General features: G+C 59.4%; 19 protein-coding genes, 1 pseudogene and 1 riboswitch. Of the genes and pseudogenes, 9 read left to right on the top strand and 11 right to left on the bottom strand.

The genetic code is table 11. The annotated features are described in order from the left end of the window. On the bottom strand, positions 1 to 335 hold a 335-nt coding region (locus tag ACFFUC_RS13015; RefSeq protein WP_377686850.1), incomplete at its 3' end, for a hypothetical protein. 1,148 nt (positions 336 to 1,483) lie between these two features. Between ACFFUC_RS13015 and ACFFUC_RS13010 the strand changes: the two genes are divergently transcribed. Then, on the top strand, positions 1,484 to 1,735 hold the full coding sequence (locus tag ACFFUC_RS13010; protein WP_377686848.1) for a type II toxin-antitoxin system Phd/YefM family antitoxin: 252 nt from the start codon (positions 1,484 to 1,486) through the stop codon (positions 1,733 to 1,735). Beyond that, entirely contained in the window at positions 1,732 to 1,998 is a 267-nt protein-coding gene (locus ACFFUC_RS13005; protein WP_377686846.1) for a Txe/YoeB family addiction module toxin, read from the top strand. Before ACFFUC_RS13010 ends, ACFFUC_RS13005 begins: the two co-directional genes overlap by 4 nt. A 469-nt stretch (positions 1,999 to 2,467) precedes the next feature. Here the strand turns inward: ACFFUC_RS13005 and ACFFUC_RS13000 are convergent, their stop codons facing one another. The 5 genes from ACFFUC_RS13000 to ACFFUC_RS12980 form a co-directional block, all read right to left on the bottom strand. Beyond that, the gene (locus ACFFUC_RS13000; protein WP_377686844.1) at positions 2,468 to 3,100 is read right to left on the bottom strand and encodes an AAA family ATPase; all 633 of its coding nucleotides are present in this window, start codon (positions 3,098 to 3,100) and stop codon (positions 2,468 to 2,470) included. A gap of 64 nt (positions 3,101 to 3,164) precedes the next feature. Then, positions 3,165 to 4,193: a replication initiator protein A gene (locus ACFFUC_RS12995; RefSeq protein WP_377686842.1), complete on the bottom strand. Its 1,029-nt coding sequence runs from the start codon at positions 4,191 to 4,193 to the stop codon at positions 3,165 to 3,167. A gap of 293 nt (positions 4,194 to 4,486) precedes the next feature. Further along, a complete protein-coding gene (locus tag ACFFUC_RS12990; RefSeq protein ID WP_377686841.1) occupies positions 4,487 to 4,948 on the bottom strand; it encodes a hypothetical protein in 462 nt (153 codons plus the stop codon). Positions 4,949 to 4,962: 14 nt separating this feature from the next. Further along, complete coding sequence (locus tag ACFFUC_RS12985) at positions 4,963 to 6,705, bottom strand: type IV secretory system conjugative DNA transfer family protein (RefSeq protein ID WP_377686839.1); 1,743 nt, start codon at positions 6,703 to 6,705, stop codon at positions 4,963 to 4,965. Next, the gene (locus ACFFUC_RS12980; protein ID WP_377686837.1) at positions 6,702 to 6,983 is read right to left on the bottom strand and encodes a mobilization protein; all 282 of its coding nucleotides are present in this window, start codon (positions 6,981 to 6,983) and stop codon (positions 6,702 to 6,704) included. The genes ACFFUC_RS12985 and ACFFUC_RS12980 overlap by 4 nt, the downstream gene beginning before the upstream one ends. A 622-nt stretch (positions 6,984 to 7,605) precedes the next feature. On the opposite strand from ACFFUC_RS12980, the gene mobQ reads away from it, so the two are divergent. After that, entirely contained in the window at positions 7,606 to 9,042 is a 1,437-nt protein-coding gene (mobQ, locus tag ACFFUC_RS12975) for a MobQ family relaxase (RefSeq protein WP_377686836.1), read from the top strand. Between the two features lie 41 nt (positions 9,043 to 9,083). Here the strand turns inward: mobQ and ACFFUC_RS12970 are convergent. After that, a pseudogene (locus ACFFUC_RS12970) lies at positions 9,084 to 9,170 on the bottom strand (IS5/IS1182 family transposase); the annotation flags it as partial. Positions 9,171 to 9,495: 325 nt separating this feature from the next. Here ACFFUC_RS12970 and ACFFUC_RS12965 point away from each other — a divergent pair. Beyond that, entirely contained in the window at positions 9,496 to 10,428 is a 933-nt protein-coding gene (locus ACFFUC_RS12965; RefSeq protein WP_377686834.1) for an IS5 family transposase, read from the top strand. Between the two features lie 386 nt (positions 10,429 to 10,814). On the opposite strand, the gene ACFFUC_RS12960 is transcribed toward ACFFUC_RS12965, so the two are convergent. The 4 genes from ACFFUC_RS12960 to ACFFUC_RS12945 form a co-directional block, all read right to left on the bottom strand. Continuing rightward, positions 10,815 to 11,084 carry a hypothetical protein gene (locus ACFFUC_RS12960; protein ID WP_377686832.1) on the bottom strand — a complete coding sequence of 90 codons (270 nt, stop codon included), beginning with the start codon at positions 11,082 to 11,084 and terminating at the stop codon, positions 10,815 to 10,817. Next, positions 11,084 to 17,374 carry an RHS repeat-associated core domain-containing protein gene (locus tag ACFFUC_RS12955; protein WP_377686830.1) on the bottom strand — a complete coding sequence of 2,097 codons (6,291 nt, stop codon included), beginning with the start codon at positions 17,372 to 17,374 and terminating at the stop codon, positions 11,084 to 11,086. Before ACFFUC_RS12955 ends, ACFFUC_RS12960 begins: the two co-directional genes overlap by 1 nt. Before the next feature lie 269 nt (positions 17,375 to 17,643). Continuing rightward, positions 17,644 to 17,898, bottom strand: a complete 255-nt coding sequence (locus ACFFUC_RS12950) for a WGR domain-containing protein (RefSeq protein ID WP_377686827.1) — start codon at positions 17,896 to 17,898, stop codon at positions 17,644 to 17,646. Further along, entirely contained in the window at positions 17,895 to 18,524 is a 630-nt protein-coding gene (locus ACFFUC_RS12945; RefSeq protein ID WP_377686825.1) for a tyrosine-type recombinase/integrase, read from the bottom strand. Before ACFFUC_RS12945 ends, ACFFUC_RS12950 begins: the two co-directional genes overlap by 4 nt. Positions 18,525 to 19,053: 529 nt before the next feature. Next, positions 19,054 to 19,249, top strand: a riboswitch (cobalamin riboswitch). 151 nt (positions 19,250 to 19,400) lie between these two features. On the opposite strand from ACFFUC_RS12945, the gene ACFFUC_RS12940 reads away from it, so the two are divergent. From ACFFUC_RS12940 to ACFFUC_RS12920, 5 genes are all read left to right on the top strand, one after another. Next, positions 19,401 to 20,411, top strand: coding sequence for an ABC transporter substrate-binding protein (locus ACFFUC_RS12940; RefSeq protein WP_377686823.1), 1,011 nt, complete (start codon positions 19,401 to 19,403; stop codon positions 20,409 to 20,411). After that, a complete protein-coding gene (locus ACFFUC_RS12935; protein ID WP_377686822.1) occupies positions 20,408 to 21,460 on the top strand; it encodes a FecCD family ABC transporter permease in 1,053 nt (350 codons plus the stop codon). The genes ACFFUC_RS12940 and ACFFUC_RS12935 overlap by 4 nt, the downstream gene beginning before the upstream one ends. Beyond that, a complete protein-coding gene (locus ACFFUC_RS12930) occupies positions 21,457 to 22,230 on the top strand; it encodes an ABC transporter ATP-binding protein (RefSeq protein ID WP_377686819.1) in 774 nt (257 codons plus the stop codon). The genes ACFFUC_RS12935 and ACFFUC_RS12930 overlap by 4 nt, the downstream gene beginning before the upstream one ends. Beyond that, entirely contained in the window at positions 22,227 to 22,640 is a 414-nt protein-coding gene (locus ACFFUC_RS12925) for a pseudoazurin (RefSeq protein WP_377686817.1), read from the top strand. The genes ACFFUC_RS12930 and ACFFUC_RS12925 overlap by 4 nt, the downstream gene beginning before the upstream one ends. Before the next feature lie 388 nt (positions 22,641 to 23,028). After that, positions 23,029 to 23,481, top strand: a complete 453-nt coding sequence (locus ACFFUC_RS12920; RefSeq protein ID WP_377686815.1) for a hypothetical protein — start codon at positions 23,029 to 23,031, stop codon at positions 23,479 to 23,481. The last annotated feature ends 169 nt before the right edge of the window (positions 23,482 to 23,650 follow it).

The raw sequence follows: 23,650 nt of genomic DNA, 5'->3' as shown, positions 1-23,650 counted from the left end.
TGCTCGAACAGCTTGAGGAGGGTCATGGTATCGCGATCGGCGGGGCACTCGTCGCTATGGAAAGCCTCGACCTCGGAAATGGTAACCGCAGGCAGATCAAGATCGATTTTGCCGTTCCAGCTATGAGCGCAAGGGGTGTCGCCTCCCACGTCACGATCCGCGACTTCAAAGATGCCGAAGGTTGGAGAAGTCACGTATTCGACATCACTCCGACCCTCGAAATCGGCGATCACCCAAGGCAGGGTGAAAAGCTCTTCGGTGAGCGGGACGGCCTCTTGCGCGAAGGCGGCGCTGCCAAGCAAAAATGCACAAGCGCCAGAGGCGGCCAGGTTCATGTGCCGGATCATTTTCTACCTATTCAATATCTTGCCGCGGGCAAACTAGACCGTGACGTCGACCGCAGCCAATGAAAAAGCGTACTGCAATCGAGGGGAATGTCGCTGGCGAAACTGACCTGCGTGCAAAGCTCCAGCGAAAGGGCGAAAAGTTCGATTCCGCGTAGGATCCGACTGCGGGGCCTGTCGAAGAAATTCGCATCAGTAGTTTAATGGCCGGCCTGCAGGATGCGATCTGTTGGCAAGGGTTGAACGCGTCGGGACTTCTCTTAGCAAGGCTGCACCACTCTTTCATGCTCGCTTTTGACCAAAAGCATGCATGAGGGGGCGAAAACTGCAGGGCGCGCCGGCGTGTTCGGCCCATAGCTGCATAGCCGAAAGCCGCCGCTCAGGCTGGACGCGGCCGAACGCGCCGTGACGGTCTGCTCTGCGGACGAAGAGGTCATTCGTTCTGGGCGAACCGACCCTGTTCATCAGGCCACGTCCAGATACTGTCATCTGCGAGTATTGCTGCGACGACTGCCTCAGCGCGTTCTTGTGATGTGGGACGTTCTCCAAGCCCTATGTAGTCAGACTCTACATGGACGAGATAGCTGACGACTAGATCGCGCGGTGCGCCCTGCCTTAACTGAGACGCAGCGGAAATCAGGTAGTTGTCATACTCATCTGCAAACCCTCGGTTCGCTTCGTCGCTCCATCCTCCAGGAAAGTGCCCGCTCGTCCCCAGCAGCCCTATTGGGTCCCAGAGGTTCCAACCGATGTCGCGCAGCCTCGATAATTTAACCCGGGGCTGGGGGGATGCATATGTCATTCAAGGCCTGCAACGCTACCGAATGCTGCAAACCTATGAGAAGATCGCGACCGTCCGCAATGGGCTCGGAGTGACCAAACCGTCAAGTAGCAACCTGGCCCCCTACGCCTGCGGTCGAGCGTCCGGTTTCGCATTTCGGCGCGATTGTAATGCCGCACCGCCGTCAGGCCACTTCCCGCCCAGAGCGTAAGGAAAAACGGCATGGATCCGGGTCACCATGCGTGCTTTTGACCGAAAGCGCGCATGAGGATCCGTGCAGTCGCGAATAGCTCTGGCACCGCCCCCTTGATTTGTACCGAATTTTGTACATATGATTGGGTAACGAAGAGGTGCCAACATGGACGTTATGACTTATTCAGACGCACGAGCTCAGCTGAAGGGCGTTATGGATCGCGCGATCCATGACAGGCAGGAAGTTGTCGTGACGCGCAAGAATGGCGAGTCCGTGGTCGTCGTATCCTTGGAAACATGGAACGCGGTTAATGAGACGCTACACCTCTTGTCTACACCGAAAAACGCATCCCGTTTGCGTGCGTCGATCGCACAACTCGATGCTGGATCAGGCAAAGAGCATGAGCTGATCGAGTGAAGCTGGCTTTTTCCGATCAGGCCTGGGAGGACTACCAGTACTGGGCCAGCACAAATGACAAGGTTCGTGAGCGGATCAATGAGCTGATCAAGCAGTGCAAGCGGACTCCCTTCAAAGGGACCGGCAAGCCGGAGCCGTTGAAGGGTGATCTGACCGGCTGGTGGTCGCGAAGAATTTCTCAGGAAGATCGGATGGTCTACCGGGTCAGTGGTGCTGGCAACGCCCAAGTTTTAGAAATTGCACAGCTGCGGTTTCATTATTGAATAGCTTGTATTGTTCAGTGCCTTGATATTATTGGCACTTATTCTAAAGAAGTAGAGTTATCAGACATTTCATCTCTGAACTTGTGCACAAGTGCAGTGTTGCATCCGTGCTGTGTTGCTCAATCTCCGAACTTGCGCCCTGCCTCATGTCGCGCCCAAAGTTCGTTTAGCGCATGCTCGATTAAGTCTGAGTTAGTCATATCTAGACGCGCTCGGAGGATCGCCACGCGCTCAAGGAGAGGGTCTCTCTTGTCAAAGTAGGCTCCGAGGTGCTTCTGCCCTGCCCTCTTCGCCGGTGCAGCCTTTGTCACGGCAGTTTCAGCTATTGCGGCTGTAACTGTCGTCTCTGCCTGTGCAGACTCTGCCGTCTTCCCTATCGCCGCAAGCAACGCGTTTGGTCTTTTCATTTTTTCCCCTGCCTCCTTGCCACAGTTAAAATGTGCACAAGTGCACTTATGCTTTTATGCACCTATGCAGGATTGCTGTTTTGAAGTTCTGCGCGAACCCACGTCCAAAGTGCAGCGATTTCGTCGGCCGCCTTGCCTTTCGGATCATACTCTTGTGCCGTCAGGCCTGCTGCACTCGCATCACGGTGCGCCTTGCGCCGGTGCAGAACGATCGGGGCCGCCTTGGCATCCATGGCGTCGATAACCTCTCGCGTCTGCAGGACCTCTCCAGGGCCGGTCGGGTTGGCCTGATTAATCACAGCAAAGACCGGACGCTGAAAGCCGCGACAAAGGCGCAGTGTGCGCGGCATCTGCTCAAGAGGCTCAACATCCGGCGTCGTCGGAATCAGAACCAGATCTGCAGCCTCAACAGCAGCCGGAGCTTCGGTTGAGCGGGCAGGGGGCGTGTCGATGATGACCAGATCGGCGGCATCCTTCGCCTGCGCCAGTTTCTTCGGAAGCTCATTTTCGGTCGAGAACACGACTACCGGCATATCAGCCTCACGGCGCTCGGCCCATTGGCTGACGCTCTGCTGTGTATCCATATCTAAGATAAGCACCGAAAGACCATCTCGCACCGCTGCTACGGCCAGAGAACGGGCGAGTGTGGATTTCCCGACCCCGCCTTTCTGCATTGCAATTACGATCACCTGCATTATTGCCTCCGTGCCCTTGTGCACACTTGCACTCGTGTTCTTTTGCTGTTGTGCGCTTATCCCCTTATGGACGCCCGCGCTTTTCGTACCATTTACGGCAAAATCCAAGGAAAGCCATCTCGGGATTTCGTGGCGCTTCGGTTGCCCAGGCGCGCCATTCGCTTTCGATATAGCGCACGTCCCAGCCGGGAGCAGCTTCGCGCGCCATGTCGTAGACGTCGCTGTCGAGTTGCGGAATGCTCACTGTGTCGGTGACGGCATCAGGGCAGATTGTTCCGCGGCTGCGCACCGTCAGGATATCGGTTTCGTTGTCGAACCGGATCTCATAGTCCGGCATGTGGCCGTGTTTCTGATCCTCATCCGCGATCGCTGTCACCAGCCGTCGAAACTCCCTCAGTGAAGATCCAGAACCGCATTTCTTCTGTAGCGTTTCCAATCCGATGCGCCACTCTCTCTGGCGCCCGCAGTGCTTGCGCGCCAACTCATATATGCGGCGCTCTAACGGCTTGCGCAGGCGAAAGTAATCTCGACTGAGCGTCAGAACCTCTTGCGCCTTGATCGCGTTAAAAACCCAGTCCGAAAGCTTGATCTCAACTTCCTGCATGCGACCTTCGCGTGTTTCCCGCACAATCCGCGCCCGCTCAATCAAGCCAAAGGTTTCAAACACCTCTTCGCCGCCGGTCGTGATATTCGTGGAGATCCGCGTTCCCGCCAACCGCTCCATTGCCGCCTTAAGCAGGTCATAGCCGCGACCGGTTAGCATGCGATTAGTGGCTTTAAGCAGATCAGACGCTTGAAAACGAACCACTTGTTGCGGTGCCTTGCCATCATTCATCCCTCTGATGATCTGGCTGATGCAGAAGATCAGTATATCCCGGTCGTGAACGGTCGCGAGCCCGTCGGATGACGGCTTAACCTCGACGGAAACCCCATTGTGCTCATAGAGGCGAGCACGAGTATCCGGCTTCGTCGAAAGCGAGAATATCGGATGCTCCATCGATCCGATATCACCCTTTGGGGCTGCGTCGAAGATATCGCAAACAAAAAAATCCCCCTGAGGGTGGCGATCTGGCAAAAGGGGATAATCGTTCATCTGCACAGCTTTCGACACTTCACACACGCTGAGCTTACAACGACACTTCACACACGGAAACCCTCAAAACGACACTTCACACACAGGTAGCGAGAAACGACACTTTACACACGCCGAATCACCACTTTACACACGCTTAAACGACACTTTACACACGGCTCGCCCAGGCATGTCTTTGTTTTCAATTTGAAAAACAGGCATTTTGGAACCCGTAACACCTATTTAACACCTATTTAACACTCTCAGCCTGTGGATAAGTCTGTTCCGGAGCTCAATCTGTCCCGGACAGAGGCTCAGAACATGAGCCCGATGGCGGTGCCAAGGAGCAGGCCGAGCACTCCAACTCCTGCTGCAAAACCGCAGTGCCTGACCTTCGCCCATTCAGCATCCTCGGCTTCTTTGCGCAGACGGTTCAGCACAGCCTCTTCCTGAGACAACAGCCGCTGCATCTTTCCATCAATCTCGCTTCGATGGGTCCGCAGGTTCTCCTCGACCTCCTCCAACTTCACGACAATCGGGCCGAGAGTGTAGATGATGGTCTTTCCGATCAGGCCTTCGCCCAGATTTTCAACGGATGCGGATTGCGCGGATGAAGCCGAAGCGTTGCGCCCGGATTGACCCAGCTGCAGCAACGCGTCGAGCTGGTGGCCTTGGCTGTCGAGCCTGTCCGAGATCGAGGCCAAGACCTGAGCGAGGAGATCGACGGTTTCGCGCAACTCGTCCGATCCCGAGAGGGCAGGGGGCGTTTGGGCCATGGGTTATCCTTTCATCAGCTTCTGTCCGGGTCGAAGAGGGTTTTGAATTCGGGATCGGCGTAATAGCGCAGCTTGCGCGCCAGGGTGACGGGCTGGCCCTGGATACGCAGCAGCTGGAGATGGGCGGGCATCTGCATGATCTCATCCGGAGTCAGGAGATCGCGGCCGGTGAGATTGGTGGTCGTGGTTAGCGGATCATCAGAGCCGTGGCGCTGGCTGTGGCTCTGGTAGCTGGTGGTTTCCTTGCCGATCATCCGGCTCAGCCACTCTGCGGTCTCGAAATCATTGACGCCAAACACCTGCTGAACACCGGCATTGGCGATGAAGGTGCCGGCGCGCTGGCCATAAATGGCCTTGAGCTGGCTTAGGTCCTGCAGGATCGGCCAGAGCTGAATGCCGTAACCGGCCATCAGCCCCATAGCGCGCTCCACAGGCTCCAAGCGCCCGAGGGCGGCAAATTCGTCCAGCAAGAAGAGCACAGGGCCGCTGGGGGCCGTCCTGGTGCTCTCAGGGCTTTCTGATGGGCCTGTCGCCGTCTCTGGGCCGTTCTGAGCCCCTGTGACCACCTCAGGAGGCCTGTGGCGCTCCTGGGGCCTCTCCGCGTCTCTGGCGATGTCCTGAAGCGCCTGCGCGACCATGAGGCGCAGCCAGCGGCTGTGGGTGTCGAGCCGGTTCGGGGGCAAGACCAGAAAGACCGAGATGATGCCGCGTCCCAGATCGGCGAAATCGAGATCGCTGCGGGCAAGGGCGGCGGTGATGCGGGGGCTGTCGAGGAAGTGGGTATGGCGCTGCGCATTCGAAAGGACGGACGCCGCTTCCCTGTCGGCCTTGCCGAGGAAGCGATTGGCCGCGCGGGCGATCAGGCCATGGGCGGCCTCGCTTTCCTGCATCAGCTCCAGAAGCGCGCGGAGCCGCTCGGGGGGCAGGGTCAGGTATTCCCGAACAGAGACCAGCGTGCGTCGTCCGGCTTCTTCGTGGCAGACGACAAAGAGGATCAGCCCGGCGAGCAGGGCTTTGGCCTCTTCGTTCCAATGGGCCTCGGAGATCTGTCCGGGCGGATCCATGACCAGCGCTTCGGCAAGCGCTGCCGCGTCTTCACCGAGATCCGGACTTCCCCGCTGCAGCCGATCGAGCGGATTGCAGGCGGCGGTCGGCAGGCCGGTGACCCCGAAGGGATCGAAGACATGGACCGGCCCCAGGCCAGATCTGGCGCGTGCGGTGATGCGGGCATTCTCGCCTTTGGGGTCGATGACCAGAACCGAACGTTTGGCGGTCAGCAGGTTCGGGATGATTGTCCCCACGCCCTTGCCGGCGCGGGTCGGGGCGAGGGTCAGGAGATGGGCCGGTCCGTCATAGCGCAGCAGGCGGGCACTGTCGGCATCGCGGCCGATCAGGAGCCCTTCGCCGCGCTGGAGCGCGGCTCGTTCCTTGCGGGTGCTCAGGCGGGCCGAGCCATGACTGTCACCGCGCCGCAGGAAGTTGAGGGAGAGGCCGGTATAATCGGACCAGTGCAGCAGCCCGAGGCCGATTGCCGGGATCAGGCAGAGGGCAAAGCCGAGCACTCCCAAGGCGGTGGACGGCAGATCGTCGAGCATCTCCGTGCCGGCGAACAGACCGCGCAACATCGAGAAAAGGAGGAACCCGCCCGCAAGGCTGCAGGCGAGAAAAAACAGAAAGGTGCCGATCAACCAAGGCACACCGATCAACAGCCCCAGCGTTGTGGCGATGATCCGGTACAGGCGACCGAGCAGCCTCATGCGCTGGGTCCTGGATCCTCCGGCTTTGGCTTCTCCGGTTCCCAGCCCTCAAAGGTTTTGCGGTCCTGTTCGCGAGGCAGATTACGGATAAGGCGATCGAGCATAGCGCGGGCATTGTCGTCGCGGCTGGCGAGATCGGTGAGCGCGCCTCCGATGATCACCTTGCGACGGGTATCGAGTTTGCGCTCTTTGGCGGCTTCGCGGTTCTTGAGGGCCTGCAGGCGGGCGCGGGCTTGATCATAGCGCTTCTGGGCACGGTCGAGTTCGGTCTCGGTCATGTTAACTATCCCGAAGATGAAAATGGACGGCGTGAAATGTCTGATTGAACGGCTCAAATCTATCGTTTACCCTGTGGCCTGTAAAGGACAAGGGCGCACTTATGCAAACTTCTCGCCTCTGGCTCCAAGATTTGCGTGCGATCTCTTCGGGGCAATGCCCCGGCCGATGGCCAACCCCGTCGCCGCGCGTTGCGGCGATATGGAAGAGCGCGCCGCCTCTTCCAAACCATCTCATGCCAACATGGGCTGTTGGATGGCCCGCTGCCGCCCGCTTGCCGATCCGTGACCTCCCCCCTGCATGGGGGGCTGGTCGGGATCAACTTCACGGGCGGCAGATGGTGCGGCGGCCCTGGCCCCCTGTGGGGCCGGCCACGCACCAGGCTTGCGGTGCGCAAGCCGCCTCGCTCCTGTGCGCCCAGCCTTCTGGTGGGCGGCGCACAGGAGCGAGGTCCGCCCGTGGCGCGCTCCCCTGCATGGGGGGAGGCGCTGTCGGGCGGGCGTCACCGGAGCGGGTCGTGCCTGCCGGGGCGCAGGACCCTTGCTCTGCGACGCGGTGTGCTGGTTTTTGGGCCAGCCTGCGGGCTGCATCGCAGCCGCAGCGGTCTTTGCGGAGAGGGGTCGCATGGCGAGCTACCATCTCTCGGTAAAGACCGTGAAGCGCAGCGCCGGTCGATCGGCGACGGCGGCAGCCGCTTATCGCTCGGGCAGTGTCATCGCCTGCGAGCGGGAAGGCCGCGTGCATGATTACACCGCCAAGCGCGGGGTTCAGGATTGCTTTATCCTGGCCCCCGAAGGCGCTCCTGACTGGGCGCAGGAGCGGGCGGCTTTGTGGAATGCCTCCGAGGCGCGCGAGAGCCGCAGCAATTCCGTCACCGCCCGCGAATGGGAGCTGGCGCTGCCCTCCGAGCTGACGAATGCGGGCCGCGTCGCCTTGGCGCGGGACTTCGCGCAGGCGCTTGTGGCGCGCTATGGCGTAGTCGCTGATGTTGCGGTGCATGCGCCCCATGCCGAGGGCGATCAGCGCAACCATCACGTCCATATCCTGACCACCACACGGGTCATGGGCCCTGAAGGCCTCGGGGCCAAGACCCGGATCCTCGATGCCGCGAAAACCGGCGGGGTCGAGATCGAGGCGATGCGGGCGGTTTGGGCCGGGTTGCAGAACCGGGCGCTGGAGCTGGCGGGGGCCCAGGAGCGGGTCGATCACCGCTCACTCGAGGCGCAGCGCGCGGCGGCGCTGGAGCGGGGCGATGATCTGGCGGCCGAGGTGCTCGACCGTGCGCCCGAGGTCAAGCTCGGGCCGGCGGTCAATGCGATGGAGCGGCGGGCGCAGCGCGAGGCTATGGCCGAGGGGCGGGACTACGTTCCGGTGACGGTGCGCGGGGTGGCGGTTTATTCGGCGCGGCGGGCACGGGAGTTGGTGGCCGAGTTGCGTGTGCGGGTCGAGGAGTTGCGTGCGGCTTACGCGTTGGCGCGGGAGCAGGGCATGGGGCGGATCCCGGCCGGGCTTGCAGCGATCCGGGCGACGGCGGCGCGGGAGCGGGAGGCGGGGCTCGGGCAGGGTGACGAGGCCGGTCATGATGGCAAAGCCCGGCTGGCTGCGATTCTGCAGCGGGACCAGGCAGAGACAGCGCGGGAGCAGGCCTCTGCGCCTGAGCACGGCATCAGCGACAAGCTGGCGCAGGTGATGGGGCGCGAGGTGGAAAGACAGGTGCCGGAGCGGAAGGCATCGCCACATTCGCGTCATGCACAGCTTGTGCAGGCGTTGTTACAAATCGGAGACGCTGTGCAGCGTGGGGAGCGCTTTGCGTTCAGGGCTGATGATCAGGAACGCGCCTTCTTTGCCGATCTCAAAGACAACTATGGGGATGGGATTGTTCTACAGCTCGCGCAGGGCGATGACCGCGCGCTGGCCGCCGATTTTGCCGATCCTCACCAGCGCCGGGCTGTGGCTTATGGGGTTCAGGTGACCGCGAAGGCCTATGGCCACGACAGCGGGGTTGAACTCGCGCATGACCGCGCCGTCTCAAGGGAAAGGGACGATGGGTGGGAGCTGTGACACGGTAAGTTTGAGCCCATGGCGATACAGTGAATAGCTCCATCGACGCGGGGCTTGCCATGGCTTTTGGGAAAGAACGACTTCAGGCGCTCTATCTGGGTATCCGTCAGCCAGTAAAGATTGTTCATCGATCAGGTCTCCTTGCGGAAACTGAAGCACGCCAAAAGCCGGGAATGAACACCTAACAGCTTATTTCACCTGCATGAATAGTACCCGACAGGCGATCTTCGACCGGGCGCGCGAAGTCTCAAAAGGTCATCAGGCGTTCTGGAATCTCGCCAATGCACTCGGCGTTGCCGAGAAAGCTGCAACAGGACAGGAATAAACTGGCACAGAATCTCAGCCCGTCTCGTAGACAAAAGGGTCAGGACTGCAACCAGCTTCCCGGCGTTGTTGCAGAACTGTCCGATCCGCAGGATTCATCAAGCGAATCCTGTATGTTAACGTGACGGTATGACGAAGCCCTTACCAGCCCGCTACCGCACGAAGAACTGGAAATCATATAACGAGGCGCTGAAGCGGCGTGGTTCGCTGCTTGTCTGGCTGGACAGGGACATGGTTTGGCTTGCCCCCAGGGCCGGGCGTCCGGGGCGGCCGCCGGTGTTCAGCGATGCCGCCGTGCAGTTCTGCCTCATGGTAAAGGTGCTGTTTGGTCCTCCCCTTCGGCAAACGACCGGGATGGTTGCCAGCATCTTGAAGCTGGCGGGCCTCGACTGGCCGGTGCCCGACTTCTCGACCCTGAGCCGCAGTCAGGGAAGGATCACGGTCCAGATCACGAACCGCCGCGGCCCAGGCCCCCTGAACCTGCTGGTCGACAGCACAGGGATCAAGTTTCTCGGCGATGGTGAATGGCTGGCCCGCAAGCACGGCACGCATCGTCGTCGCCAGTATCGCAAAGTCCATTTGGCTATGGACACGGCCACCGGCGACATTCGGGCGGTGGAGTTCACCTCGAGCCGCGAAGGTGACAGCCCGGTTCTACCCGAGCTTCTCGCCCAGATCCCGCCGGATGAGGAGATCGGGACCGTGACGGGCGACGGTGCCTTCGACACGCGGCGCTGCCACACTGCAATTCTGGATCGTGGCGGCACGGCGATCATACCCATCCGCAGAAACGGTCGCCTGTGGAAGGAGGACTGTCCAGCCGCCAGAGCCCGCAACGACATTCTGCGCGCGACCAAGCGCTTCGGGCGCTCCGCTTGGAAGCAATGGACCGGTTATCATGTCCGAAGCCGGATCGAGGCGAAGATGCGGTGCCTCAAATCCTTCGGCGAGCGGATCGCCTCACGCGATCCCGATCGTCAAACCGCCGAAATCCAGATCCGCATCGCACTGATGAACCGCTTCAATGCCCTCGGCACTGCCGAGATTGAGCGCGTAGCTTAAGCCCTCTGGGGAAAGGGGAAATTCTGACCACGCTCGGAATTCTGCAACAACGCCCAGCTTCCCTGAGAACACAAAAGGGTCATTCATAAAGTTTAAACAAGAAAAACTCATTCACATTGTTTGCGATTTCCTCATTTGTTTTGTACAATATTTCAATATCGTCAATTTGATATTTTGATCCTGAGTACAATTCAGAACAAAATTCTTCGGCCAGCTCCCTGTCTAAATCACTTTCTCTTGCTTCCAGGACGGCAACCACCCCATCTACTCACATCAGGCGGGGGCAGCTTTGATCACAAAGGGCGGTTGCCGTTATGGATTCTTCGTAGGCATGCATCTTGTTGGCGGTTCCAACAACAACGCTGACTTGGTATTTATTTATCATCTCAGTTTTCACTTTCATCCAACCAACTTAAATCTTCGATTGAAAGCCTGTCTCGAGCAATGGTGGATACCTCGGTCAACTGGGACAATGTAATATTCAACTCCACATTTGGAAAAAATGAAAAAACAAGCCCTCCGTCCGACGTCAACATTACATGCAGAAATTCACCCACACCTTCAGCAGAGACCTCCAATATCGAACTCTGCCCCTCAGCGGGATAGAGCACGGTATATCTAAAGTTGTTTATCACCCTCTTATCATACTCAAACATTATCTCCCCCTCCCAAGAAAACCAATGAACTCGTTGGTGTTGGCATTAAACCTAACGCCCAAGCCATTAGGCATTGTGTAATCAACTATAGCGCCCATTGTGTTATGTATACGCGCATCCCTCACCCCATTGGCCATGAAGTTTGATATTGCCTGCGAGGCGGCTTCATTAATAGCATCTGGCGACCGCATTGTCTTCGATAGAGCTTCTCCGCTTTGAAATCCCGCAATATTGGGGTGTTTTGTGAGCGCGCGACCAGCGACTGTTAGCCGTGTATTTTTAAATTGAGATTTCGCCAAAGCAGCCATGGCAGATTGCTCCGCCAGCACAGGAGTAGATAGCGCGGCTCCAGCTAGAGCACCCGCTGGCTTAATCGCAACCCCTATCGCGACCTCCCCAACAAGCCCTAGCATATCTCCCGAGATGCGCTCAGCGCGAGGAACGCCGATTCTGTCTCTATAACCTTGAGCGATTCCTCTATGCCGAGAAGCTCCACCAAGCTTGCTTGACCACCACGCACCCCATGTTTCTTCCTTTTCTATATCGCTAGCTATTCTATCATGCCGATCTGCCTTCTCCAAATTATCACTATCTGCTTCATCCTGATCTTTACCCCAATCGGAAAAAGCCTGGTTCCCCTGAGGGTCCTTCAGGTTTACGGGATCATTGAAGCTGTAAGCATACCGATTGGTCCCGACACCAGGTTTGGTGACGTCGAGCCAGTCGGGCTGGAGGAAGAGGCTCAGTTCCGGATCGTAGTAGCGGGCATTGAGATATTGCAGGCCGGCGCCTGCGTCGTAGCGTTCGCCGATCCAGCCCTTGCTTTCCGGGTCGGTGACCGTGGAGGCCTGCCAGCTGGTCTGTTCACCGAACGGCTGATAAACTGCGCTTTCGATTTTCAGTCCAGTCGGGCCGGTGATGGCACGGACAGAGCTGAGATGGTCGCGATGCAAATAGCTGGCTTGGGCCAGCTGGTTGCCGTTTCTCAGCTTCAACGCAGGGTCAGGGTAGGTTGTGACGGTCTCTTGCCCGGCAATCCCCCAGTTCCGGATCTCGACATCCCCGAAATAGACCGTGGCGCCGGGGCTGGCAGGCAGCACGGCACAGTTCTGATTTGCAGGCAGGCCTTCGACTTTCTTCAGACGTGCTCCGTCAATGCCATAGACATAGCAAGTGCGTTTGCCGTTGACCGTTACCGAGAGCGGGCGGTTCTCACCATCATAGGTCATGGCCTTTCCGCCGAGGCCCGTCATCATATTGCCGTTGGCGTCATAGGCAAAGGTCAGCGTGACGCCGTCTGAGACAATACGAACCGGAGCATGAGCCGGCTGCTGATTGTTGTACGCATAGCTTTTCGCGCTTGCGACAGACTGTCCTTTGGTCCGCATCCTTCCGGCGCGGTCGTAGCTGAACACCTGATTATAGGCAGGTCGATTGCGGGTATTGGCCGCGCCTAGTAACCGACCTGCATAGTCGTAAGTGTAGGCGAACGAGCCGACGTGATCGGATGCAATACCTTCCCAGGTGAAAATGGTTTCATACTGGGAGATGCGCCCCGTTGCGGTGCGGGAATAGGCGGCACGGAAGAACTTGTCGCTTCCCGAGTCAAAGCCGTCTATCGTTGTCGGCCAGCCTCGGCGATCGTTATAGTTGGCTGTCTGATGGGCACCGTTGCCGAAGTCCATTCGCTTCGGGTTGGCCCAAACATCGTACGTCACACCGGTAATGAAGTTGCCCAAAGCCGTGACACGATTGGCGGCATCGTATTCGTAATTGCCGACCCAACCCATGGTGATCGAGGTTCCGGGCGTACGTGGGAGGTATTTTCCGGCAACGTCTCCGGTCAGGCGATAGGAAAACTGCAACGGGTAAGTCCGCCCGTCGATCATGTGGCGCTCATATTGCACCTGGCCGTTGACGTGATAGTCCCGCTCGGCCTTATGGACCGTGGTGCCTCCGTTTGCTGGCGTCCATATCTCCTGGGTTGTCTCTTTGCCGATGTTGTTGCCGTCGGCGCGGATCTGATCGTAGGTGAAACGCGTCTCCACCCGGCTGGCTCCTGCCCCGACCTGCTTAAGCGTGACCCGGTTGAGCGCATCATAGGTGAAGGCAATGACCTGACCTTTTGCATCGGTCTGACGCAGCAGGTTGTTGTTGGCATCATAAGTCATGGTCCAGAGACCCAGCCCGGGATCATCCGAACTTATGCGGTTGCCATAGATGTCATAGGTGTAAGCCCACCGGATGCCTTCCGGATCAACAACGGTGATCATCTGACCGAGCGGATCATACCTGAATTGAGTGTGACGCTCATTGCTTGTTGCTGTCGTTATATCGGTGCCAGCAAAATCTATGCGGGTTTCACGCACGGGGCGCGCGCCATGATCGACATAGATCTGCACCTCACCGCAGACGGTGCCGTTCGCTGCAGCATCATAGCAATGCGCGTCCTTCAGACGGGTGCCGGGATGGGGCGTCGAGACCCCACTGGAGGATATATTTGTCGTGAGATAATCGGCGGTGCTGTAGGTCGCATCGGCGTAGGTTTCACGCAGCTGCCGGTTCAATGCATCGTAGAGGAAGTCGGTGCGCTGGTTGGCCGGGGGGGCTGCAGTTGCGTCCGCCCAGAGTCTGGGATTGCTGCGATAAGTGAGATTGCCTCGGGCGTCATAGGCCATCTGGAGGGTGATCGCATCCGCCTGTGCGCTGGTTTCGCCCGAGGTCGCCGTCTTGTAAATCCGGCCGAACCCGTCGAAGAACTCCCACTCGTAGTGCTGCAGGCTGCCAGCCACCGTCGAGGCGGATCGGCTCTCGCGACGGATGTTTTGCAGCTCGGCATTGCCAAGCTGATTATAGGTGGTTTTGACATATTGACCGGTAGGCAGCGTCTGCTGTGTCTCGCGGCAATGCAGATCATAACTGAAGGTTGTTGCCAGGTCATTGGCGTCACGCTGTATCAGCGGCGATTGGCAACCGCTCTGCCAGGAGGTTGTGGTCGTCTGATTGAGCGCATTCTTTGTACTGGTGCGGAAAAGGTGTCGCTCAGCATCATAGGTATGCGTCGTCGTGGCACCCTTGGCATCGGTCTCGGTCAGAACGTTACCGTAAGGGTCATATGTGTAGCGGCTCACGAAGCGTGTGTTGAGATTGTCCGGGTTGCCGGTCCAGACCAAATGATCGGTTAGGTTCCCTTTTCCAGGGCTGGCATTGGAGGATGGCGCACCATCATAACGGAAATAGTCCGCTTTCAGCCATTTGGTCTGATCCGTCGTGATGGCGAGTCCGCTTTGCAGCCGCATCGTGCTCGGCCGGTCCACGATATAGGCCGACAGATTGGGGACGTAACCGTAGCTTGTCGTCACATCATCAGCTGTCGCGACATTGGCACCGTTACGGGTGAAACCGAAACTGACCTCGCTGAGCGGTTGGCCATAGAGTGTCCAGGTAAAATCCTTGACTGTTTCAATGAGCTCGTCGCCATAGCGGACGGCAATGCGTTCACGGGTCTTTTCTGCTTCCCAAGGGCCATTGTTGCCGGAGATGATGTCAAAACTATTGTTTAACCGATATTGTATTGCGTTGGTGGCGTCAGTCATCACACGGGAGCTGATCTTTCCTGCCTCAACCTGCGAGTTGTTGAGGTAGGTGGTCGTAACCTTCGGACCGGTAGTTTCACCTGCGATCGCCGGCAATTGGGCGCCGATCGTCCGGAAACCGAGTGGCCTTCGATTGACGAAATGATAGCGTCCTCCGCTATAGTCATAGCTGAGCTTGCGAATGGGGCCGCCGCGCCCGTCGTTGAGGCGGATTTGCGTGACGACCTGCTGAACACCTGGGGCCTGATTGTAGCCAAACTGCGACGATGGGCCGTAAGCGATCTCTGTGCGCTCGCCACGGCCGCCATTTACGGCCGTCAAGAGATGCGGCACCCCGCCTTCGCCGAACAGGATCTTGCCCGGTGCACCACCGATTAGCAGGTCCGTCAGCCCGTCGCCGTCGAAATCACCCACGCCCACAAGGTTGGGAATGGTTGTTGAGCCGTTGACACTCAGCTGAGAAAAGCCCAACCCGGTGTTTAAATAAATTTGGGTCCCATTGGAATAAGGGAAAACGGAAGGGTATGTATCATTGAAACCGGCATGAATAATGATGTCATCCAGGCCATCTGCGTTAATGTCGGCGGTCTGTGTTAGGTTTGGCTTATCAAGAATAATCTGAGCCGGTGAGCTGATTTGTGTGGCGACAAATTGTAGCCCTGTCGATGCATAAACGACCTTGTTGTGGCTGACATCATCCAGGCCATCGCCATTAAAATCACCTATTATAGATGTGTGGACGGGAAGTGGGAGCGGTAAAGAGGAAGAGGATGCGGGAAATGGTCCGGAGACATCTCTGGACCATTCCTCGCCTGCATTTCGCATGACGCCTGCTAAAAAACCTGCCTCTGGAAGGAAGGATTTGATCGAGTCACCATACCTAATGTCCGTGACGCCATCTCCTGTCCAATCTCCAAAAATGACCTTCTCTATGAGAGAGGATGTCCAGAACTCTGATCTTGGGCTCAAATTTTTCTGAATATAGACCAGTGGAATGTTTGGTCGAGGATCGTCTTTTTGATAGGTCTGCAGAACGGAGCTTGAAACCGCCTGTTGGTTTCCGGTTCCTATTTCAAATACATCTAAATTAGCAGTCCGTGATGTGATAGGGATGGTGGGATTGCCGTAAGATATTTCCGCACAATAAGGAATGGATCCGACCTTACGGTCACTTCCAGCACTGCGAATGTTGTCGAACTGATCCTGCCGTGCCACATTCTGGCCGCAAGGAAGAGATACAGACGGGATATTGGCGATACTCCGATCCTGACCAATTCTGTAACTACCGGCTTTGAGCAAGCGGGTTACGGAAGTTTCACCAGATGGGAACTCCATCTTGCGGGCAACGAAGACGATTTCTTCCCTGCCATCATAATCAAGGTCAGAGATAAGATTGGCATGATGAAACTCAGTATTGGCGTAAGTCCGTTCAACAAAGGAAAAGGTGTCAGCACTGTACTCAAAACTGGTTGCAGGCAGTTGGGTGCCGGAGGCAACGGCACCGCCGGATATTGTAAAATCATCTCCGTAACTACGTATTCTGTGCAAACGTGTCGTTAATGTTTGGGCGCTGTACGCCGTATCCAAGCCATAGGCGCGAACTTTGCCTGTGCCATTATAGACTGCGACAGAGGCGATCCGATGGCGCTGCTGGCCAAGCGTTGCCGTTCCGGTTCCAAAGGCAGAAGGTCGGTTCCAACTCTGATAGCCAAAAACAACCCGGTAACCATCATACCTGATCGTGCTGATCCGCTCTGGGTAGCCGTCCGCAAGTGAACCGAACGCGTATTGCAGCGTCACGACGTTGGTGGGTGCTCCCGCGTTGTCTTTCTGAGTGTCGCGAATCTCTGTGAGGAGCCAACGGTTCTGATGCGCCAGCTGATATTGCTGGCCGGAGGTGCTAGTATCGCCGGCCAGATCACCTACGGACTGGTATCTGTACCGAACACCGTTCGGCCGGGTAACGAAAAGTTCGTTGCTGGCGCGGTCAAAACGTATCTTCGCGTGGCTTTCGATCCGGGTGGATAGGTTGCCACCCGCGCTACAGCTTGCGCTCGCTTGTTCGGTCAAAAAGCTGAGTGGGTACTTGCGTGTCCATTTGTTCGTGGCTGCTGAGTCATTGCAGGCCATTAAATCAGCGCCGTCTAAGCGATAAATATCCTGACCGTCATCATATGTCGGAAGACCGCCTCCGATCGATACGCGCTCTATGCGGGACAAGCCTCCAAGACGCCATCCGAGCGCGACGGTGTTGTCCGGCCCGCCTCGACTCAGACGCGATGAGTTGTAACGTAGCCGCAGGTCCGGAACGAGATCATGATATTCTGGGAGATCGAACGGGAAGGTATAGACATACTCGCCGCCGGTTCCGACGAGATCCGCTTCAGAGGTAGCTTTTATTCCGACGTCGGGGGGGACGATACTCTCGGCTGCCGCTGCGGTTTCACCAGTCTGAGCCTCCTCGTCAACTGTGCCCGCCGCGCCGTCTTCAGCGGGAACCTCGGCTGTCGTTGTCTCTGGTTCAATCTCCGGCGAGCCTTGGCCCTCAGCTGGTGCACCCTCGCCCTGAGGCGTGTCCACCGGCTTGCTGATGCTTGACTGAGCATCTTGTGCCAGGACGGGCAGGGTATTCACAGGAAGAAGGGCAGAAATAGCGATCGCGGAAATCACGCGACTGAAAACAGACGAGCTCATAGCGAAATCCAATAATGATCAAATTACTGTGATTGCAGGTGGCTGTACTATGATTCGTCAAGCTAAATTATTTTTATTTCTATTTTGGCCCAAGGGCATAGCGCTGCATTGGGATCAGGTTTCGATATGTGGTGCGCGTCAGCGCAATTGACGCTGCTAGGTTTTCACGGAGCTAAAACGCTTGCTTTTGTCCGAGAGGTAGATGTGCCATTGCGCTGCCATTCAGCCGGACAACATCGAAGCGAAGGCCGGACCTGCGTCTGTGCTTCTCACCCGAAGAGCGCCAATTGCACGGGCTCTTTCCAATAACCGCGCCTGCGTTTGGCAGCTTCGATCGCATGGAGCGCGGCCTGCGCCTCCGCCTCGGTGGCAAACCAGGTGATGCGGCTCTGGCCGCTGGTGCCGATGCGGCCCCAGGCGCGGATCAGGCTCCATTCGCCAAAGAGGTTCGGGGTGGCCTCGAGTCGATAATAACGGGCGAGGTTTTGGGCGGGGATGCGCTTTTCGAGATAGCTCTGGCTCACAGATGGAACCTCCGGGCGATGTCCAGGGCTTCGGCCTGTTCGGTGCCGATATAGTCTTTGGTGCTCTCGATACTGGCATGGCCGAGCAGGAGCTGGGCGGCGCGCAAATTGCCGGTCTGCTGGTGGATATGGGTCGGCAAGGTGCGGCGGAGCGAATGCAGCCCGTAGAGCGTCGGATCGAGCCGCGCCCTCTCCAGCCAGGATTTGAACAGCCGCCAGAGCTGGCTTTCGCTGAGATGGCTCTGTGACCAGCGCGGGCCCTGGCCGGTGAAGAGCCAGGCGTGGAGCGGCTTTTGCGCTGCCGCCAGATAGGCCTGCAGACTGTCGCGGGTGCCGCGCGAAAGCGCGGCCTGGACCGGGCGGGCATGGCGCGCCCCGGTTTTCTTCTGCCGGATTTCGATGAGCTCGCGGATCCCGGCAGGCGTCGCCACATCCGAGACCCGCAGCCGCACCAGATCCGAGCCGCGCAAACTGGTGTCGAGTGCTACGTTGAACAGCGCCAGATCGCGCCAGGCTTTGTCCTGGCGCAAGAGCAGCCGGATCAGGGCAACCTGATCGGGGGTCAGCGGGGGCTTTTTGCCGACGACGCGGCCCTTGTTCCAAGCCGGTTTTGCGGTCTCTGGCATGGCGGAATCCTTGCATGCTTCTGCGGCCATGATGCCAGAAACCACGCATCAACCAAGGAGTTTTCACGCCGGCCGGATGAAAGCCCCAGCATTCATGGACCGGCGGGGGGCGGGTGTCATGCAAGCTTTTAGCCAAAAGCATGCATGAGGGGGCGAAAACTGCAGGGCGCGCCGGCGTGCTCGGCCCATAGCTGCATCGCCGAAAGCTGCCGCTCAGGCTTGACGCAACTGAACGCGCCGTGACGGTTGCCTCTGCCGACAAAGCGGACATTTGCAGGTGCAGCACGCTGACGGGATCCTTCGCTCTGAAGCTAACCTCTTGGGCTGAAAGTGACCTGACGGTCGCGCGGCATTGCAAGCGCAGAAAAATTGCCATTGCCGACGCAGAAAATATGCTCACGGGTCTTCGACATCGGTGCCCCATCGTATCATCCACCTTTGTCCGATCCACCCCGTAAGCCGTAGCCGGTTGCTATAGCGAAGCGCGCAAGCTCGTGAATACCTTTACTTGCGTGCTTTCGCCGATTTGGCTAACACAAGCCGCGTCGGTTTCCGAAAGGAATTGAAAGGGAATCCGTTGGGGCATCGCGCTCCGAAACGGAACTGCCCCCGCAACTGTAGGCGGAAAGCAGGATGCGAAACAGCCACTGTGACTTCGGTCATGGGAAGGCCGCATCCCGCGATGACCCGCCAGTCAGGAGACCTGCCGACGGATGAAACCATAGTGATCCGGGCGGGGTGTCCGGGGAGGTGCCAGATGCGTCACGCCTGCCGATCCGTCGGGCCGATCCTTCTTCGCTGCGTTCCGCATTCGGGCGCGGCTTTGTCATGGCCATTTCCCAAGCCCTTCGCCTGCAACCCGAGCGGAGCCTCGAGATGACCCTGAAATCCACCCTGACTGGCCTGATGCTGGCCAGCGCCTGCGTACTGCCCGCCGCGGCCGAGACCGCCTATCCGCTGAAGCTGTCGAATTGCGGTGTCGATCTGTCCTTTGACAAGGCGCCGGAAAGCGCCGTGACCGTCGGTCAGGCCACGACCGAGATCCTTTATTCGCTGGGTCTGGCTGATAAGGTCGCGGGCACCTCGGTCTGGTTCACCGAAGTCCTGCCGCAGTTCAAAGATGCCAATGCCAAGATCGAGCGTCTGGCCGACAACGATCCGAGCTTTGAAAGCGTCGTCGCCAAGCGCCCGGGCCTCGTGACCGTGCAATATGAATGGCATGTCGGCCTGCAGGGCATCGTCGCCACGCGCGAGCAGTTCTCGGACCTGAACATCCCGACCTATGTCCTGCCGTCGGATTGCACCGGCAAGGATAACAGAAAGGGCTCGGACGGCACCCGCAGCGACATGTATGCGATGGACAGCATCTATCAGGGCGTCTCGGAACTGGGCCAGATTTTCGATGTCGCGGATAAGGGTCAGGCGCTGGTCACCGATCTGAAATCGCGCGAGGCCGCCGCCATCGACAAGGCCAAGGCGCTGGGTCTGAAGGCTGCCTCGGCGGTGTTCTGGTTCTCGTCCGCCGAGATGGATATCGACCCCTATGTTGCCGGTCGCAAAGGTCCGCCAGGCTATATGATGCAAACGCTTGGCCTGAAGAATGTCGTCGAAAGCGACGAGGAATGGCCGGTCGTCAGCTGGGAAACCATTGCCCGCGCCAATCCTTCGGTCATTGTCGTCGCCAAGATGGACCGCCGCCGCTTCGAGGCCGATGACTACGAACAGAAGATTGCCTTCCTGAAATCCGATCCGGTGACGAGCCAGATGGAGGCGGTGAAGAACGACCGCATCATCGTGCTGGACGCGCATGCGATGGACCCCTCGATCCGCAATATTGACGCGCTTGAGACCCTCGCCGAGGCTCTGCCCAAGTTCGGATTGAAATGACCGAGGCCGCCATCCCCGGTGCCGCCGCTTGGCACTCGCGGCTGATCCTGCGTCTGGTGCTGGGGCTGGCGGTGCTTGTCCTTGCGGTGCTGGTGGGCGTTGTTTTGGGCGAGACGCCGCTGCCGATCAGCCAAGTGGGCGGGGTTCTGGCCCATAAGCTTTGGGGCGCGGCGCTAAGTGCCGACCCCATCGACACGGGCATCATCTGGAATTACCGCATGCCGCGCACTTTGGTCGCGGCGGCTTGCGGCGCAGGGCTGGCGCTGTCGGGGCTGGTGCTGCAAACGCTGGTGCGCAACGCGCTTGCCGATCCCTATCTGCTGGGCGTCTCGGCCGGGGCATCGACCGGCGCGGTCGCAGTCACGATCATGGGCGTCGGCGCGGGGGCCATCGGCATCTCGGCCGGGGCATTTGCCGGCGCGGCGCTGGCCTTTGGCATCGTCGCGGCTTTGGCGCGTGCGGCGGGCGGAGGCTCGGCGCAGTTGGTCCTTGCCGGGATCGCCGGATCGCAACTGTTCAATGCGCTGACCAGTTTCTTCATCGCCAAATCCGCCAATGCCGAGCAGGCACGCGGCATCATGTTCTGGCTGCTCGGCAACCTCTCGGGCGTGCGCTGGCCTGATGTGGCGCTGGCGGTTCCGGTGGCGCTGCTGGGGCTGTTGGCCTGCGCAGTGCATATCCGCGCGCTCGACGCCTTCAGCTTCGGCGCGAGTGCGGCGGCCTCGCTGGGGATCGCGGTGCGGCGCGTGATGGTGGTGCTGCTGGGGGCGGTGACGCTGCTGACGGCGGTGATGGTCAGCCTGGTCGGGGCCATCGGCTTTGTCGGGCTGGTCGTGCCCCATGCGATGCGCTTTCTGGTGGGCGCGCGGCATGGCGCGCTGGTCCCGGCCTCGGCCTTGGCGGGGGCGGTTTTCATGATCGCGGCGGATGTGGTCTCGCGCGTGTTGATCCCCGGTCAGGTCGTGCCCATCGGCGTTGTCACCGCATTGGTCGGCGCGCCCGCCTTCGCACTGATCCTGATCCTGATCCGGAACAAGGCCCGCGCATGAGGATCACGGCCAGCAACCTTTCCTTGCAGGCGCAGGGTCGCGCCATCATCGACGGCGTCGATTTGGAGATCGCACCGGGCGAGACCTTCGGCCTGATCGGCCCGAACGGCTCGGGCAAATCGACGCTGCTGCGGCTTCTGGCGGGGCTTGAGCGCCGCGCCGGGGGCGAGGTCGCCTTGGACGGCCAGCCTCTGCGCCGCATGACCCGTCGCGAGATCGCCCGCTGCCTTGCCGTGGTCGAGCAGCAGGCCGAGACGGCCGAGGCTCTGACTGCCCGTCAGGTGGTCGAGCTTGGCCGCACGCCTTGGCTTACCGCGCTGGCCCCCTTCGGCCCGGGCGACGCCGCCATCGTCGACAATGCCCTGCAAGCCGTCGGCATGGAGGCCATGGCCGCGCGTGCTTGGGCCACACTCTCGGGTGGCGAGAGGCAGCGCCTGCAGATCGCCCGCGCTCTGGCGCAAAGGCCCCGCATCCTGCTGCTGGACGAGCCGACCAACCATCTCGATATCCATCACCAACTGGCGCTGTTGCGGTTGGTGCAAGACCTGCCGCTGACCGTGGTGATCGCGCTGCATGATCTCAATCAGGCGATGGGCTGCGACCGGCTGGGCGTCATGGCAGGGGGTCGCATGGTCGCCTGCGGGTCGCCCGCCGAAGTGCTGATCCCCGACCTGCTGCGCGACATCTTCCGCGTCGGCGCTACCACCCTGACCGATCCGCAGGACGACACCCGCCTGCTGCGCTTTCATTCCTTGGAGACTATTCGATGAAATACCTGCTTTTGCCGCTGATGCTGCTGGCAAGCCCCGCTTTCGCCGAGACCCATGAGGTCAAGATGCTCAACCGCGGCGACACCGGCCCGATGGTCTATGAGCCCGCCTACCTGAACATCGCGCCGGGCGATACTGTCCGCTTCCTGCCGACCCAGCCCGGCCATAATGCGGCGATCATCGAGGGCATGATCCCCGCCAATGCCGAGCCCTTCAAGTCGAAGATCAACGATACATTCGAGGTCACCCTGTCTGAGCCCGGTGCCTATGGCATCAAATGCTCGCCGCATTACGCGATGGGTATGGTCATGCTGATCGAGGTCGGCGACACGGCCGAGATCACGCTGCCCGAAGGCCTGCCCAAACGCACCGCCGAACGCTTCGAAAAGATCATCGCCGAACGCGACTAAGCGCAGGAGTAACCGCTTAACCCGCGGGCCCTTCACCACGCAGAACTGCTCGCTTCGCGAACGCAAGCCTATGCCGCAGGCGGGACGAATGTCGGCGAAGGGCTCGGAGTGACCGAGCGGCCAAGCGGTGACAAGGTCCTCTTCGGTAGCGATCGAAACGTCCGGACCAGTCGCGCGGCACAAATGGGGTCCTGCTTCGCCGCCTTCCAGAAGCTGGCGTTCGATCTCCATGTCGCAAACGCCCCCCGGTCAAGGCCGGTTTGGCGCGTCGTCAGGGCTTTGGGTTTGGCGCGGAGATGAGCCGAAGGTTGAAACATGTAGGTGTCCGGTCCATGAAATGCCTTCAGCACTCCATCCCGGAGCATGGAAATCGAGATCGAGCATAGGCATGTCCCTGACAATCAAAGAAAAGATCATCCATTGGCTGGCTGTTGCCGGAGGGGCGGCTTTGGTGGCCTTTGCGGCGAAGACGCCGGTCACGATGCTTTTTTTCACGATTTTGCAGGTGACCGGAATGGCCGAGGCCACCGCGCTGCCGGTTCTTCTCGGGGCAATGGCTCTCTTGCTGATCGGGTTTGCGTTTTGGATGAACAAGCAAAGCGGGCCGCGCATGATCGCCGAATATTCCACGCTGGCTGCCGGTCTGCTTTTCTGCTTCGCGGTCCTTTGCATCATCGGGGTCACGGCTTACGAATTCGCCCTCGACCAGCAAGCGACCGATCCGGGCGGTCCCGCGATGGCGGTCCTGTTGGTTGCCCTCTTTTCGGCTGTCTATCTCGTGCTGGCCGCAATCTGCTTCGGCATTGGCCTGACTTTGCGCCGCCGCCGCCTTTCGGCGTGATCCGTCACACCAGCCGAGCCTCCGGAGGCTGCCAGCTAAATGGTCGCGGCCGCCGGTGAGGGCGGTGCCCGTGCCTACCCGCCGGAAACCAGAAGCATCAACCGCCGCCCGTCCGAGGCAACCAGTTCAAGCCCGTCGACACCGGTTCTGGCCGCTGCAACCTGCTCGA

This window comes from Paracoccus cavernae, from assembly GCF_042430175.1.
In the GTDB taxonomy this organism is placed as follows: domain Bacteria; phylum Pseudomonadota; class Alphaproteobacteria; order Rhodobacterales; family Rhodobacteraceae; genus Paracoccus; species Paracoccus cavernae.
This window is presented reverse-complemented; position numbering and strand designations above follow the sequence as displayed.

Coding starts and splice junctions, on each gene's coding strand:
- ACFFUC_RS13010 (WP_377686848.1), top strand. CDS start 1,484: ATGGACGTTATGACTTATTCAGACGCACGAGCTCAGCTGAAGGGCGTT.
- ACFFUC_RS13000 (WP_377686844.1), bottom strand. CDS start 3,100: ATGCAGGTGATCGTAATTGCAATGCAGAAAGGCGGGGTCGGGAAATCC.
- ACFFUC_RS12995 (WP_377686842.1), bottom strand. CDS start 4,193: ATGAACGATTATCCCCTTTTGCCAGATCGCCACCCTCAGGGGGATTTT.
- ACFFUC_RS12990 (WP_377686841.1), bottom strand. CDS start 4,948: ATGGCCCAAACGCCCCCTGCCCTCTCGGGATCGGACGAGTTGCGCGAA.
- ACFFUC_RS12985 (WP_377686839.1), bottom strand. CDS start 6,705: ATGAGGCTGCTCGGTCGCCTGTACCGGATCATCGCCACAACGCTGGGG.
- ACFFUC_RS12980 (WP_377686837.1), bottom strand. CDS start 6,983: ATGACCGAGACCGAACTCGACCGTGCCCAGAAGCGCTATGATCAAGCC.
- mobQ (WP_377686836.1), top strand. CDS start 7,606: ATGGCGAGCTACCATCTCTCGGTAAAGACCGTGAAGCGCAGCGCCGGT.
- ACFFUC_RS12965 (WP_377686834.1), top strand. CDS start 9,496: ATGACGAAGCCCTTACCAGCCCGCTACCGCACGAAGAACTGGAAATCA.
- ACFFUC_RS12960 (WP_377686832.1), bottom strand. CDS start 11,084: ATGTTTGAGTATGATAAGAGGGTGATAAACAACTTTAGATATACCGTG.
- ACFFUC_RS12955 (WP_377686830.1), bottom strand. CDS start 17,374: ATGAGCTCGTCTGTTTTCAGTCGCGTGATTTCCGCGATCGCTATTTCT.
- ACFFUC_RS12945 (WP_377686825.1), bottom strand. CDS start 18,524: ATGCCAGAGACCGCAAAACCGGCTTGGAACAAGGGCCGCGTCGTCGGC.
- ACFFUC_RS12940 (WP_377686823.1), top strand. CDS start 19,401: ATGACCCTGAAATCCACCCTGACTGGCCTGATGCTGGCCAGCGCCTGC.
- ACFFUC_RS12935 (WP_377686822.1), top strand. CDS start 20,408: ATGACCGAGGCCGCCATCCCCGGTGCCGCCGCTTGGCACTCGCGGCTG.
- ACFFUC_RS12930 (WP_377686819.1), top strand. CDS start 21,457: ATGAGGATCACGGCCAGCAACCTTTCCTTGCAGGCGCAGGGTCGCGCC.
- ACFFUC_RS12925 (WP_377686817.1), top strand. CDS start 22,227: ATGAAATACCTGCTTTTGCCGCTGATGCTGCTGGCAAGCCCCGCTTTC.
- ACFFUC_RS12920 (WP_377686815.1), top strand. CDS start 23,029: ATGTCCCTGACAATCAAAGAAAAGATCATCCATTGGCTGGCTGTTGCC.